Source organism: Pseudoalteromonas sp. SCQQ13 (genome assembly GCF_015864415.1).
GTDB classification, from domain to species: Bacteria; Pseudomonadota; Gammaproteobacteria; order Enterobacterales; family Alteromonadaceae; genus Pseudoalteromonas; species Pseudoalteromonas nigrifaciens.
Genome location: NZ_JADYXG010000010.1, coordinates 45,269 through 58,159, shown reverse-complemented (window position 1 = coordinate 58,159; position 12,891 = coordinate 45,269). Strand labels below are relative to the sequence as shown.

General features: G+C 40.7%; 15 protein-coding genes and 3 tRNA genes. 11 read left to right on the top strand and 7 right to left on the bottom strand.

Annotated features, from left to right (window positions below; genetic code table 11):
- Positions 1-8 precede the first annotated feature (8 nt).
- Together I6F41_RS09865 and I6F41_RS09860 are read right to left on the bottom strand one after the other, a co-directional pair.
- The gene (locus I6F41_RS09865) at positions 9-272 is read right to left on the bottom strand and encodes a hypothetical protein (protein ID WP_197108284.1); all 264 of its coding nucleotides are present in this window, start codon (positions 270-272) and stop codon (positions 9-11) included.
- 121 nt (positions 273-393) lie between these two features.
- Positions 394-630 (bottom strand): DUF2789 domain-containing protein, encoded by a 237-nt coding sequence (locus I6F41_RS09860; RefSeq protein ID WP_011328634.1) that lies wholly within the window; start codon positions 628-630, stop codon positions 394-396.
- A 278-nt stretch (positions 631-908) separates the two neighbouring features.
- Between I6F41_RS09860 and I6F41_RS09855 the strand changes: the two genes are divergently transcribed.
- Positions 909-1,550 carry a GNAT family N-acetyltransferase gene (locus I6F41_RS09855; protein ID WP_011328633.1) on the top strand — a complete coding sequence of 214 codons (642 nt, stop codon included), beginning with the start codon at positions 909-911 and terminating at the stop codon, positions 1,548-1,550.
- 673 nt (positions 1,551-2,223) lie between these two features.
- Here the strand turns inward: I6F41_RS09855 and I6F41_RS09850 are convergent.
- Positions 2,224-2,523 carry a DUF3301 domain-containing protein gene (locus I6F41_RS09850; protein ID WP_197108283.1) on the bottom strand — a complete coding sequence of 100 codons (300 nt, stop codon included), beginning with the start codon at positions 2,521-2,523 and terminating at the stop codon, positions 2,224-2,226.
- Positions 2,524-3,552: a DUF3549 family protein gene (locus I6F41_RS09845; protein WP_197108282.1), complete on the bottom strand. Its 1,029-nt coding sequence runs from the start codon at positions 3,550-3,552 to the stop codon at positions 2,524-2,526.
- A gap of 210 nt (positions 3,553-3,762) precedes the next feature.
- On the opposite strand from I6F41_RS09845, the gene I6F41_RS09840 reads away from it, so the two are divergent.
- From I6F41_RS09840 to I6F41_RS09825, 4 genes are all read left to right on the top strand, one after another.
- Positions 3,763-4,083: a YqcC family protein gene (locus I6F41_RS09840; protein WP_089368532.1), complete on the top strand. Its 321-nt coding sequence runs from the start codon at positions 3,763-3,765 to the stop codon at positions 4,081-4,083.
- Positions 4,076-4,840: a tRNA pseudouridine(65) synthase TruC gene (gene truC, locus I6F41_RS09835; protein ID WP_011328629.1), complete on the top strand. Its 765-nt coding sequence runs from the start codon at positions 4,076-4,078 to the stop codon at positions 4,838-4,840. The genes I6F41_RS09840 and truC overlap by 8 nt, the downstream gene beginning before the upstream one ends.
- 3 nt (positions 4,841-4,843) lie before the next feature.
- Complete coding sequence (locus I6F41_RS09830) at positions 4,844-5,287, top strand: flavodoxin (protein WP_011328628.1); 444 nt, start codon at positions 4,844-4,846, stop codon at positions 5,285-5,287.
- Between the two features lie 77 nt (positions 5,288-5,364).
- Entirely contained in the window at positions 5,365-6,438 is a 1,074-nt protein-coding gene (locus I6F41_RS09825; protein ID WP_011328627.1) for a phosphotransferase enzyme family protein, read from the top strand.
- A 44-nt stretch (positions 6,439-6,482) separates the two neighbouring features.
- Here I6F41_RS09825 and I6F41_RS09820 read toward each other — a convergent pair whose 3' ends face one another.
- On the bottom strand, positions 6,483-8,066 hold the full coding sequence (locus I6F41_RS09820) for a LysM peptidoglycan-binding domain-containing protein (RefSeq protein WP_011328626.1): 1,584 nt from the start codon (positions 8,064-8,066) through the stop codon (positions 6,483-6,485).
- A 156-nt stretch (positions 8,067-8,222) separates the two neighbouring features.
- Positions 8,223-8,996: a hydroxyacylglutathione hydrolase gene (gloB, locus tag I6F41_RS09815; RefSeq protein WP_197108281.1), complete on the bottom strand. Its 774-nt coding sequence runs from the start codon at positions 8,994-8,996 to the stop codon at positions 8,223-8,225.
- Positions 8,997-9,049: 53 nt separating this feature from the next.
- Between gloB and I6F41_RS09810 the strand changes: the two genes are divergently transcribed.
- Positions 9,050-9,817 carry a class I SAM-dependent methyltransferase gene (locus tag I6F41_RS09810; protein WP_197108280.1) on the top strand — a complete coding sequence of 256 codons (768 nt, stop codon included), beginning with the start codon at positions 9,050-9,052 and terminating at the stop codon, positions 9,815-9,817.
- Between the two features lie 21 nt (positions 9,818-9,838).
- Here I6F41_RS09810 and rnhA read toward each other — a convergent pair whose 3' ends face one another.
- Positions 9,839-10,303 carry a ribonuclease HI gene (gene rnhA / locus I6F41_RS09805; protein ID WP_011328623.1) on the bottom strand — a complete coding sequence of 155 codons (465 nt, stop codon included), beginning with the start codon at positions 10,301-10,303 and terminating at the stop codon, positions 9,839-9,841.
- 68 nt (positions 10,304-10,371) lie between these two features.
- On the opposite strand from rnhA, the gene dnaQ reads away from it, so the two are divergent.
- The 5 genes from dnaQ to I6F41_RS09780 all read left to right on the top strand — a co-directional run bounded on the left by dnaQ (position 10,372) and on the right by I6F41_RS09780 (position 12,861).
- Entirely contained in the window at positions 10,372-11,085 is a 714-nt protein-coding gene (gene dnaQ / locus I6F41_RS09800; protein WP_086999245.1) for a DNA polymerase III subunit epsilon, read from the top strand.
- A gap of 9 nt (positions 11,086-11,094) precedes the next feature.
- Positions 11,095-12,465: a TIGR03503 family protein gene (locus I6F41_RS09795; protein WP_197108279.1), complete on the top strand. Its 1,371-nt coding sequence runs from the start codon at positions 11,095-11,097 to the stop codon at positions 12,463-12,465.
- Positions 12,466-12,563: 98 nt separating this feature from the next.
- A tRNA-Asp gene (locus I6F41_RS09790) sits at positions 12,564-12,640 on the top strand.
- Between the two features lie 26 nt (positions 12,641-12,666).
- Positions 12,667-12,743: transfer RNA gene (locus I6F41_RS09785), tRNA-Asp, on the top strand.
- 41 nt (positions 12,744-12,784) lie between these two features.
- Positions 12,785-12,861: transfer RNA gene (locus I6F41_RS09780), tRNA-Asp, on the top strand.
- The last annotated feature ends 30 nt before the right edge of the window (positions 12,862-12,891 follow it).

Sequence of the window (12,891 nt, the reverse complement as noted above, 5' to 3'; positions counted from 1 at the left end):
TCGAATTATTATTTTTCTAGCAGGGTAAGTAACCGGTCGAGCTTTTCTTCAATTCTATCTAACTGCGAAGTTTTAGAATCGCTACCACTCGGTTGTGCTTGGCTTTTCATTAAGTTATAAATTGAATCTGGATTGTTTTTATACTGACTCACCGCCGCAATAATAACAGGCATAGGCACAGGCTTAATTAAACGACTTTTAGTAAGCGCGACAGTAGGTACTTTGCCTTCATCAAGAAGGACTTTAATTGCATCAAATACAGCAGCATTCATTAGGTTTATAACTCTTTAGTATAAATAGGTACGCAGCATGAAGCTGCTGCGTGGAGGCTATAGTAACAATAAATAGGGAGGGGCACATTAAATGTCCCAAATTAAATCAATTACCTTAAAATTAATTGCCTTGGCGAAGGCGTACATCAAGCTCATCAATAACTTCACTCCAATCACTGTCCTCTGCGAGTGATTCAGCTAAAAAATGCTGTTGAGATTCATCCCAAAAAGGTGCATCTTGTATTAACGTTGTATCTTCAATCGCATGGGAAGCAATAAAAGCATCAATCTGAGCTTCAGAACTAGGTAAGCCAAGTTGTGCAAACAGTGTATTTATATCGTGCTTTGTTGTATCCATGTTGTGCTCCTAGCGTGTCAAAATAAGATTATAAATAAACTATAGTCTAAGCCAGCTAAACTCACGCTGAATTTACCATTAATAACTTTACAGCTATAGTTTAGAAAGTGAGTAAATAAAGCGCTTATTTAGAGAACAAATATAAATTTATTATGTGTGTAAGTTGTAGCTATGAGTAAACCCAATCGCATTAAGTTAGTGATTATAGCGCCAAGCTAATGGTTTAATCATAAGGCGAAAATAATGATGTGTTGTTCTAATACAAAAAAGGAATAATAATGACTGTGACCACCCAAGCCGATACATTTAGCGTACAGTATTTAGCCGCAGAAGATATAAGTATTGCCGCAAGTTTAATTTATCAGGCGTATCACGACGATCCTATTTTACAAACTATGCTCAATTACGAGCAAGAGAGTAAATCGGCCTACGAAAAAAAACTTCGATCATTAATTCGCGAAGAGCTAAGCAGCTTTTGGCAAGAGAAGCAGCCGCTTATTGGTTTATATCGTAACGATAAGCTCAAAGCCGTTGCCTGCGTGTTCGAATCAAACAGCCAATTACAGGCGCAGCGTTATTGGCATTGGCGCTTAAAGCTAATGTTAAGTGCTGGTTACTTACAAACCAATCAACTAATAGATAAAGAGCAAACAATTAGAGATGCACTAGAGCAGCAGGGCAACTACTATTTTTTAGCTTTTATTGCGGTCGATCCGCATTTTCATGGCCAAGGGTTTGGGCGTTATTTATTAAGAGGCCTAAATGACCTAGTTCAATCTAATGCCGAGTCTACAGGTATGGCGGTGTTTGTAACGCGCAAAGAGCATACTCAATTTTTTAAAACCGAAGGGTTTGAAAGCTTTAAGCAGCTTACTTTTAATAAGATTGCGGGCGAATTGTTATTTAAGTCAAAAAACTAAATTTAATTTAGGTTATAAGGTAGCCTGCATTGGTGGTTTACATCCCAAAACGGACATATGACCGTGAGATATATCTCACATCGCTGTGCGAGTTGTCAGTTTAAATTGCATTGAAATAGTTATTCCTTACCTATTTGATTGATATGTAAGGTTATTTTTATAGTTTGTGTTTTTTAATATAAATGCCATTTAATAATTAACAGCTAGGTACTATATCTACTAGGCATTTGCTTTAAACTTTACTTTGTCAAGACGACACAGCTCAATGATTGAGTGATTGCCAAGGATACGGAAGTAGGCAACATAGCAGATGCTAGCAAGAAGCAAAACGGACAAGTTAACACGGATGCAAGGATGAGTAGGAAAGTGCATGATGCGCTTAAGTGGCAGGAGCTACTAAGGGATAATCAAGGATGGCGCTACAGGAAGTAGCCGGAGCGTTAGTTTACGCAGGACAGCCAAGGTGGCAAGAGGATATTGCAGGATGCAATGTGAGGGTGAACAAGGTTGTTTGCTCGTTCAGAGGATGATAATACGGATTACACAGGTAAAGGATACCTAACAGGATGTTTGTCAATTGGGGCGTAACTTTAGTTACGCCTTAGTTTTTTGTGTTTTACTTATTTTTAAATTAAACCTTACCCTAAATTAAACTTTTAGCGCAGTATAAAGGTTATATTTTATGCGGTGGAATAACCACACTTTTTAAATACTCATTTTCCATGATCAGTATTCCCTGATAGGCATTTTCGCCATTACTTGAAAACTCAAAAATAAATTCGCTTTTCACTCCAGGTTTACCACTTTTTAAAAAGCCAAAGCGGCGTTTACTACAGGCAACGCTCATTAATTGCACCTGCAGTTGTTCGCTTTGGCGTTTAGCATGAACGTTCGCCGCCTCGGCTACCTTTCGGTTTAGCCAAAATAAGTAAATTACACTACCAATAAGTATGAACGTCCATAAACTTGCCATTTAAGAGAATAACCTTCCAATTGCACGCGCGAGGGTTTCGCTACGATTTTCTTTACGTAATAAGCCTAATAAATGCGGGCGAATGGTGGGTATTGCAACTAAATCAGCAAAAACACTCACAAATAGTTCAGTAATTTGTTGATGGTGTGCACAGTTGTCCATAAATACATGCAAGCGTTCAGGGTCTTCTAGTTGTTTAAAGCAACGCCCAGCAATAGTGAGCAGTACGTCAGCATCTTGATTAACCGATGAAGTTAATACACTATCGACCAATTGGGTGGTTAAGCCTTGCGCTTGCGCTTTAGAAAGCGAACGTAGCGCTACTGTAACAGCAAACGGGTCATTATTTTTTATAGCCGCTTGGCCGTACTCTACTAGTAATTGGCTAAATGAGGGCGGTATTTCTACATGCTCAAGCATGGCGCTAAGGGGCTGTAATACCTCAACGGGCAAATGAGGCCAGGCTTTTTGTAAATTAGCTAAGTTAGTCTCATTATCGAGGCGCAGTGCAAAATCGGCAATGCCTTGTAATGCCACACTTTGCCAATTTTCAAAACCCAGCTTGCCACTAAAGTACAACTGCGTATGCTCGTAATACTGTGATGCAGGTTGCTTTAATAATACTTTAAGTTGCGCATTAAAGGCTGCTAATTTGTTGGCATTTGGTGTAAAAACATAAGGGTTGTTATCAAGTTTACCGTCGGCTTGCTCACCGGTAAGCTGTGTGCCGAGTGCTTCAATTACCATGTCGGCAAAGTGATCACGACTCGCACTCACCAATTTGCTTTGCTCATCTACTGGAAATTTTAAAAACCATACATAAGGTTCTTTACTCGCTTTACTATCCCAAAACTGAATAGCTAACCACGCATGACCAGCAAGCGGATATGGGTAAGGGACTTGTGCTTGCTCTATGGCTAAAAATTGTTTTTTATCAAGCTTAATTATGTGCCTACCAATATCAAACGCGCGCCACTGAGTACCTGCATTATCTAAAAGCTGCCCTAATGTCGCTATTTGCTTACTCATCGTTTTCTCAATTGTTTTTACTACAAAATTGCGTCAATTATACGCCATAGCAAAGGTTGAGGGAACCGCGCTTATAGAATTTGAGTTTTGATTTTGCTAAATAACCGAGCAAGCGGGGGTAATATTAAGCGGGTATTTTCAGTTACTATAATTTCGCTCTTAATAAATACAAATGGTATTATTACTTCATCTAGTTTTAAGAGGGCGGTTATGTACCAGCAAACTCAAGCTTATTTAGTGCAGTTAAGGGCACTTTTAAAAAAGCATCAGCTTTGGCAAAATGAGCCAATAGCAGTAGAAGCATTACAATCAAACGTGCCTTTTTGTCACGACACCATGGCATTTGAACAATGGTTACAGTTTGTATTTATTGAAAAAGTTGAGCAGCTAATTATTGATAAGCAGCCATTGCCGCGCAACTTTGCAATTGCTCCTATGGCACAAATGACGCTTGCGAGTAAAAAAGGCAGCGATGAAATTATTACTCTGTTAACAGCTCTCGATGCCTTTTTAGGAGATCCAAATGAGTGAGCGCCCAATACCAATTGAGTATGGCGAACTGACTATCTTGTATCAGGATGAAAACTACGTAGCCATAGATAAACCCTCAGGCTTATTAGTGCATCGTTCGTTTTTAGATAAGCACGAAACCCAGTTTGCTATGCAAATGCTACGCGATCAACTTGGGCAGCATGTTTTTCCGGTACATAGGCTCGATAGACCCACATCGGGGGTGTTACTGTTTGCGTTAAGTTCAGAAGCGGCCCGCGATATGAATCAGTTATTTATTGAAGGCACTATTAGTAAACGCTATTTAGCCTTAGTACGTGGTTTTGCACCCGAGTCGGTATTTTTAGATAAACCACTAAAAGAAGAGCTGGACAAAATAGCAGATAAGTTTGCCGATCAAGACAAAGCGCCACAAGAAGCGCAAACTCAGTTTAACTGCTTGCACCAAGCAGCCTTGCCTATTCCCATTGGCAAGTACCCAACGGTGCGCTATTCCCTCGTAGAATGTTTTCCTAAAACGGGGCGTAAACATCAAATTCGTCGGCATTTAAAGCATTTATCACTGCCTATCATTGGCGATGTAAACCATGGTGATAATCAGCATAATCAATTTTTTAGGGAGCATTTTGAGCTGCGCAGATTAATGTTATTTGCAACTGAGCTTAGCTTTGTGCACCCTTATAGTAATGAATCAATAACAATTAAAGCGCCACTAGGTGATGCAATGCTCAGCATTTGCAAACAACTAGGTTGGCCAGATGAAGAAAAGGATTATTAATTAATGGCACATATTAGTATTTTTGTAGGCAGCGTATATGGCGGTGCAGAGCGTTTAAGTGACGAAGTAGCCACAACAATAGAGCAAGCTGGGCATGGCGTTACGGTATTTAATGAGCCAGTGTTGAGCGACATTCAAAGTGCATCACATATTTTAATTATCACCTCAACAACCGGCCAAGGCGATGTGCCTGATAACTTGGCTGATTTTTATAATCAGTTAAATAGTACTTTTCCTATGTTAACCGACAAGCCATTTGGAATTATTGCCATGGGCGACAGAAGCTACGGCGACACCTTTTGTGGTGCAGGGCGCAGCTTTGATGAATTATTACGTGACTTACAAGCTAAGCCTGTTGGTAACCGCTTAGAGGTTGATGCCTGCGAAGACTTTGAACCTTGGCCGGTTACCGAGCCGTGGTTAAAAAATTGGCTTAGTAAGCTTTAATTATTAATAAAGGTGAGTGTTACCCTAAGCTCACCTTTATTATCTGAGTTATTTTATTTTTAGGTAGCAAAATAGCTATGCAGCTAAATCCCATCGCGGTTCATTTGTCTGAAAGTTTTGGCGTAGGCAATCAGCATATCAGTATCAAACCAATCGGTAGTGGGCTGATCAATAGTACATGGTTACTTAGCACTGCTAAAAAGTCGCTAGTAGTACAAAAGCTCAATGTTGATGTGTTTCCTGAGCCCGGTTTACTCGTAAAAAATGCCCGTTTAATAGAGCAACACCTAACTAGCAAGCAGCAATTGGGTGAGTACAACTTAGATATTATTCGCCACGTAGCGACTATTAATAATGACTATTTAGTTAACTGTGATCAGGGGGTATGGCGAGCACTAGAGTTTATTGGTGGCAGTTACAGCGACGATGTAGTCACTAATGCTACCCAAGCGCAAACTGCGGCGAATGCCTTTGGTCAATTTGCTGTGGCGCTAGAGGATTTTGATGCAGAACAATTGCACCATGTGATCCCTGACTTTCATAACTTAGCCATGCGTGCACAGACGTTTAAAACTGCAGTTAGTCTTGACCCAGAGCAGCGCTTAGCTAGTTGCCAAGCTGAGGTTGATTTTTGTTTATCGCAATTTACACTCATTGATGAACTCCAAGCATTAGCAGGATCTATACCGGTAAGGCCTTGTCATAACGATACAAAAATAAATAACATGCTGTTTTGTGAGCAATCACATAATGCTAAAGCGGTAATCGATTTAGACACCTGTATGCCAGGGTATTGGCTTTACGACTTTGGTGATATGGTACGCACCTTTTGCTCACCAGAGCAAGAAGACTCCACCGATTTAAGTAATGTAGGTGTGCGCGAAGAAATATTTGCAGCCATAGTTAAAGGTTACGTAGAGCCATTAAAAGGCCTGATCACCGAGCAAGAAAAACAAAGCTTTTGGCTAGGTGCTAAAGTGATGACCTTTATGATAGGCCTGCGATTTTTAACAGATTATATTGATGGCGATAATTATTTTTCAATCAAACATGCCAATCATAATTTAGAGCGGGCGCAAAATCAGTTTGCGCTTTATAAAGATATTATTGCAAAACAAAGCACCCTTAAAGCAATATTAGCACAAGCCTAAAATAACTAAGGCGCTATAAGCGCCTTAGTTTTACCTGTTGCAGTTTAACTGCTTCTAACATCTACTTTTAATTTAAGCTTTTGCCCCGGCTGTAAATACTTTTGTCCGGCTAAACTATTCCACTTTATAATGTCGTTTACAGTTAAGTTAAACTTAGACGCAATACGCGCTAACGAATCACCGCGGCGCACTTTATACGTAATTGTACGATGCGTAGTGTTTGCTGCTGTCTTTGCTTTATTAGCAGATTTATATACCGTTAGCTTTTGATTTAAACGCAATGTAGCGCTTTTCTTCAGCTTATTCCACTTTGCAAGCTCATCCATAGTGACATCGTATTCACGACTAATATCCCACAGCGTATCACCACTTTTAACCGTATGCGAAAGCTTAGTACGGCTGGTATTATTAGCCGCAGAGCGCATTTGCTCTGGTAAATGTTCGCTATTAATTGCGCCATCAGTTAGTGGCACTAATAGTTGCTGACCGACTCTAATTGTATTTGAGCTTAACTTATTTAATGATCGGATTGCACTGGTGCTGGTGGTAAACTTTTTGGCAATAACCGATAAACTGTCGCCACGCTCAACCGTATATTGCTGCCAGCGTAAGCGGTTTTTAATATCAGTATTAGCTAATTTTTGACTAAACTGCTCAGCTTTATCAACCGGTAATAGTAAAGAATGCGGGCCATTAGGATCGGTTGCCCAACGATTAAAACCAGGGTTTAACCTATACAACTCAGTGAGTGTTATATCGGCCATTTCTGCAGCGAGTGCTAAGTCAATTTGCGAACCAATTTCAACTACTTCAACAACTTGTGCATTTATAATAGGATTCCACGTCACGTTAAAGTCATCTGAGCGCTTTAACAAGTCGGCCAGTGCTAATAATTTTGGTACATAGGCGGTGGTTTCGCTAGGTAAATCAAGTGACCAAAAATCGGTCGGCAAGTGTTTTTTGCGATTCTTTTTAATCGCGCGCAACAAGCGACCTTCACCCGAGTTATAAGCTGCAATGGCATTGAGCCAATCGCCCTCAAGGGTTTTGTGTAAATACGACAAGTAATCAAGCGCAGCGCGAGTTGATTGTACTATGTCGCGACGCCCGTCATACCACCAGTTTTGCTTTAAATCGAAACGCTCACCGGTTTGTGGCATAAATTGCCAAATACCCGACGCCGTGCGATGCGAGTAACCAAACGGATCAAAAGCACTCTCTACAATAGGCAGCAGTGCAATTTCGATAGGCATTTCACGTTTTTCTATTTCTTCAACAATAAAATGCAAATAAGGTTCGGCACGCTTCGAAATACGATTTAAATAAGATTGGTGCTTTGCATAATAGTTACGCTCGGTAACTACGGGGCGATTTTGCGGCACCTCTATTGAAAGCTGGTAACGAATACGCTCCCATACATCATCAAAAATAGGTGCTTCAGTGTCAGTATCTTTAACGTGTTGATACTTGGCGCTGCTCATTAATGCATTGCTAATATCGTGTGGACTTGCGCCTCCAAGCTGCTTATTTGCTTGAGTTGCGGCTTGCGAGTCAGTGTTTTCGTTTGTTAACGTTTGACAGCCGCTTAGTGCTAATACTAAAACCAGTAATAGGGGAGATTTATTCATAAATACCAATACATGGGGTAAAAAACTCGGCGAATACTACCCGTTATGAGCTAACATTGCCACTTGTGACCTTTTAAAACACTTAGCAATAATCAAATGCTAATTTTAACTTTTTGATTGCTAAACAAAAAGTACATGTGGCTATTGGTTAGCGGATTAAAAATGGTCTTTGAACTTTCTCAGACCCGCAAAGTTTTCCCAAGGTTCATTGTTTTTTGTAACCGAGCAAAATTCTTTTGGTAATAGTTCAGTAATGTTAGGTAAATCGCTGCGCATAAAGGGGTTTATTTTTAGCTCTTGGCCGATAGTGCTTGGTAAAGTAATTTCATTTTTGCTGCGCAGTTCATCTACTCTTTTACTATAGGCAAGTAGCTCTGGGTTACGCGGTTCAATGGCTGTTGCAAAAGCGAGGTTAGCTTGAGTGTATTCGTGAGTACAGTAAACTTTGCAATCAGCAGGTAATTCGCGCAGTTTATTAAACGAGTGCCACATTTGCGCTGCAGAGCCTTCAAATAAACGCCCACAACCACCACTAAATAAAGTATCACCAGTAAAGGCAAGTTGTTCATTAACATAACAAATATGATCTAGAGTATGCCCGGGTGTCGCTATAATATTAAAAGCAGTATTAAGCACTGTAATACTTTGGCCATCAGTAAGTTGCTGAGTAATCCCCTTAAACGGGCTGTTAGTTGGGCCGTATACAGCAATATTTGGGTTTTCGCTAACCAGCTTTGCTACGCCATCGGTATGGTCGTAATGATGATGGGTAATTAAAATACCCGCCAAGGTTAAATTATGCTGCGCCAAATAATCAAGTACTGGCTCTGCTTGGCCCGGATCGACTACCCAAGCTTGCGTATTATTGCTTGTAGTTAAGCACCAAATATAATTATCTGAAAAGGCTTTAATTGCTTTGACTTGCACCATGTAACGTTGCTCTATAAAGTGACAGTTAACACCTAGTATAACGAGCTCATAAAATGAAACCAGCCCTTAGTTTTCAAGAAGGACCTAAACCGTTGTCATGGCAGCAGTTTCCTCATGGGGATTATTTACGCTGTGAGATTGAACGTAAATTAGCGCCGTGGCTCCCCCGTATGTTTGGCTACCATATGCTTAAGTTAGGTAGTTTGAGTGGCGAGCTAAACACCAGTAAATGTTTAATAAAACACCAAGTGTGCGTAGCGCAAGCGGGCGCTCACACCGGCGTTATTGCCGATATAGACGAATTACCATTTTATGAGCACACTATTGATGCATGTATTTTAAGCCATTGCTTAGAGTATCACTCAGATCCTCACCATATTTTACGCGAAGCACATCGCACTTTAATTCCAGGTGGGTATATTGTGATAACGGGCTTTAATCCGTTTAGTTTATGTGGGCTTGCGCAATTATTACCATTTAGTGGCCAGAAACTGCCATGGACAGGGCGTTTTTTTACCCCTGCACGGGTTAAAGATTGGCTTAATTTATTGGGATTTGAAATAGTGAGTGATGAGCGCTTTATTTACTCATCACTGGCGCGAGGTAATAGATTGTCGCGTTTTGCGTTTTGGCGTAGCTTTACCAAACAATACTTAAAACCTATGGGCAGTGTTTACATGCTGGTGGCACGTAAACGTGTTGCACCGCTCACACCCATTAAACCTAAGTGGCATGCTCGCCCGCGCTTTACAACAGTAGAAGGGGGCCTTAGACAAACCTCAAAGCAACACTTAAAGCATTGTGAGCAAAATAAAAAGTAATTTGGTATGTGCTAATCAGCTTTAAGGTTGATAACCTACATCATCGAGTAAATCTTTACTGCCAGCGGCATCGCGCGCTAAGTCATCTACAATTTCATTGTATTTATGACCGCTATGCCCTTTAACCCATTTCCAGGTTACGGTGTGTTTAGCGCACGCTAAATCGAGGCGTTTCCATAAGTCGACATTTTTTACTGGTTTTTTAGCTGAGGTTAACCAGCCGCGCTTTTTCCAATTCGTGATCCAAGACTCAATACCTTGTTTCACATATTGGCTATCGGTAGTGATATTAATAACACATGGGCGAGTTAATACTTCCAGAGCCACAATTGCCCCCAGCATTTCCATGCGATTATTAGTTGTTAGTTTATAACCTTGACTCAATTTTTTTTCATGTTCGTTATAAATCATGAATATACCATAACCACCGGGGCCTGGATTACCTAAACACGAACCATCGGTATAAATCTCTACGGTTTTTTCCACTGTTTTACCTTGATATTATGTACAATAAAGTGATTATAGAAAGATACCAGAGTCAGGATTAATTCGATATGGCACGCAGACAAATAGTTTTAGATACAGAAACCACCGGCATCGACCCTAAACAAGGGCATCGTATTATCGAAATCGGGTGTGTTGAATTAGTAAATCGCCGCTTAACCGGCAATAACTTTCATGTGTATATTAACCCACAGCGCAACAGTGAAGAAGAAGCAATAGACGTTCACGGTATCACTAATGAGTTTTTACGTGATAAACCACTGTTTCATCAAATTGCTCAAGAGTTTTTTGATTATATTAAGGGGGCAGAACTGGTTATTCATAATGCGCCGTTCGATATTGGCCATATGGATAACGAATTTTCTCTGCTTAACCAGGGCTATCCTAAAACGGCCACTTTCTGTCAAGTACTCGACACGCTTAAAATGGCGCGTGACTTGCATCCAGGACAAAAGAACAACCTAGATGCGCTATGCCGTCGTTACGACGTAGATAACGCTAAGCGAACCTTGCACGGCGCATTACTGGATTCTGAAATATTAGCTGACGTTTACCTAGCAATGACTGGCGGACAAGTTAAGCTAAATTTGAATCAAAATAAAAATGACGATACCGAACAGCAAAAAGGCGGAATACGACGCTTAAGCGCCCAAAGAGCACCTCTTGTAGTATTAAGCGCCAGTGAGGCAGAACAAGCTGCACACGAAGCACGATTAGATATTGTTAATAATGAAGGCGGCCACTGTATATGGCGCGCTGATTAAGGCCATATTATGAAAACCTTTTATTTGGTAACCGCATTAGTATCTGCTAGTTTTTTTGCAACCAGCGCATATGGCGTTAAACAAGTTGAAGTACTAAAGCGTGATGGGAGGCAAAATGAAATCCCTTTATTAGATAATCGTTTTCGTATTGATAGTAAAGTAGCTGAAATAACCTTACTTTTTTTTAGAAAACCAGGCTCACCGGCTGTTATTTTAGTAAGGCCCGATGGCAGTAAATATTTTGCTACCGAATCAGTTAAAAACCCTGACTTAAGTTGGCATGACGAGCTTAGTTATGATTTGGTTACCATACGCAACCCCATGGCTGGCCCTTGGCAAGTTATAGGTAATATCTTACCCGACAGCCGCATTGTCGTATTAGGCCAGGTATCACTTGAGGCAGAGCCGTTACCGGAAATGCTGTTTCGAGGCGAGACAATAAAAATCACCGGAAAAATTTTAAATGACGGTGCTCCCATAAATGCCAATCTATTTAGAGATGTCGTTACCTTAAATGTTGATTTTGTAAGTACTAATAATGCAGAGGCTGCTAATTTTGGAGCCATTACTCAAGAAGTCGCTGAATTTAAAGATGATGGCCGAGGGTTTGACGAACGCCCAAACGATGGCGTTTTTACGGGCGAGTTTAAATTAGACTTTCCCGAAGGAGAATGGATCCCCGAACTCTACATAGCAACCCCCTTATTACAACGTCGAATAGTGCAAAGCAGCATTGTGGTACATTCTGCCCCAGTAAGTTACGACATGACGTTAGCAGAGCAAGAAAGTAACGAGCACCTTTTAGCTATTAATTTAGATGACACAATAGTTAAGCCAGAAACCGTAATTATGCAGGGTAAAATTTACTACCCTAATAACGAAGAGCAAATGTTTAGTATAGAGTCGGATGCACAACATACGAGGCAGTTAGCAATTAAAAATTATGGTTGGGGTCGATATAGTGTCGAGCTGTCTATTTTTGGCACAAATATAAAGGGTCGTGAGTTTATGGCAACGCTGCCAACGTACAAATTTGAAATTGCACGCCCAATAGAAGCGGTACCAGCAGTTGATCCAGCGACCATAATTCCACCTGATTTAATGATTGAGAGTGAACCCGTAGCAGAAAAAATAGCGAATTGGGTTTTACTCAGCTTAATTATTGTTGGAAATCTGTGCGTTTTATTAATGGGTTGGCTGGCAATTCGTATTTTTGTACAGAAAAAATCGCTTAAATTTAAAGTGAAGCTGCCTTTTATAAATAAAAAGACAACAACAAATGACGATGTTGGTAATTCTGAAAAAAAGCAAAGTACTAAAAACGGCTCAAAAAATGACAAAAGCGGTGAAATTTTAAACCTTTCGATGACAGATGACTAAAAAACCTAAATAAAAGCGAAAAAGCCCTTGACGAAATAGGGGCTGGTTCGTATTATTCACGCCGCTGTCAGGGGAGACTCAAACAGCAACGAAAATGTGGAGTGGTAGTTCAGTTGGTTAGAATACCGGCCTGTCACGCCGGGGGTCGCGGGTTCGAGTCCCGTCCACTCCGCCAATTTTCGAAAACTTGTAAGCAAAACTGGAGTGGTAGTTCAGTTGGTTAGAATACCGGCCTGTCACGCCGGGGGTCGCGGGTTCGAGTCCCGTCCACTCCGCCAACGCTTACACAACATATGGTTGTAAAACATATTCTTATTCTGGAGTGGTAGTTCAGTTGGTTAGAATACCGGCCTGTCACGCCGGGGGTCGCGGGTTCGAGTCCCGTCCACTCCGCCAATAAGAAAAAAGATAACAGTTTAAATATAC

What these genes read in the sequence shown, in the direction of transcription:
- I6F41_RS09865 (WP_197108284.1), bottom strand. Translation starts at nt 272, where the DNA reads ATGAATGCTGCTGTATTTGATGCAATTAAAGTCCTTCTTGATGAAGGC.
- I6F41_RS09860 (WP_011328634.1), bottom strand. Translation starts at nt 630, where the DNA reads ATGGATACAACAAAGCACGATATAAATACACTGTTTGCACAACTTGGC.
- I6F41_RS09855 (WP_011328633.1), top strand. Translation starts at nt 909, where the DNA reads ATGACTGTGACCACCCAAGCCGATACATTTAGCGTACAGTATTTAGCC.
- I6F41_RS09850 (WP_197108283.1), bottom strand. Translation starts at nt 2,523, where the DNA reads ATGGCAAGTTTATGGACGTTCATACTTATTGGTAGTGTAATTTACTTA.
- I6F41_RS09845 (WP_197108282.1), bottom strand. Translation starts at nt 3,552, where the DNA reads ATGAGTAAGCAAATAGCGACATTAGGGCAGCTTTTAGATAATGCAGGT.
- I6F41_RS09840 (WP_089368532.1), top strand. Translation starts at nt 3,763, where the DNA reads ATGTACCAGCAAACTCAAGCTTATTTAGTGCAGTTAAGGGCACTTTTA.
- truC (WP_011328629.1), top strand. Translation starts at nt 4,076, where the DNA reads ATGAGTGAGCGCCCAATACCAATTGAGTATGGCGAACTGACTATCTTG.
- I6F41_RS09830 (WP_011328628.1), top strand. Translation starts at nt 4,844, where the DNA reads ATGGCACATATTAGTATTTTTGTAGGCAGCGTATATGGCGGTGCAGAG.
- I6F41_RS09825 (WP_011328627.1), top strand. Translation starts at nt 5,365, where the DNA reads ATGCAGCTAAATCCCATCGCGGTTCATTTGTCTGAAAGTTTTGGCGTA.
- I6F41_RS09820 (WP_011328626.1), bottom strand. Translation starts at nt 8,066, where the DNA reads ATGAATAAATCTCCCCTATTACTGGTTTTAGTATTAGCACTAAGCGGC.
- gloB (WP_197108281.1), bottom strand. Translation starts at nt 8,996, where the DNA reads ATGGTGCAAGTCAAAGCAATTAAAGCCTTTTCAGATAATTATATTTGG.
- I6F41_RS09810 (WP_197108280.1), top strand. Translation starts at nt 9,050, where the DNA reads ATGAAACCAGCCCTTAGTTTTCAAGAAGGACCTAAACCGTTGTCATGG.
- dnaQ (WP_086999245.1), top strand. Translation starts at nt 10,372, where the DNA reads ATGGCACGCAGACAAATAGTTTTAGATACAGAAACCACCGGCATCGAC.
- I6F41_RS09795 (WP_197108279.1), top strand. Translation starts at nt 11,095, where the DNA reads ATGAAAACCTTTTATTTGGTAACCGCATTAGTATCTGCTAGTTTTTTT.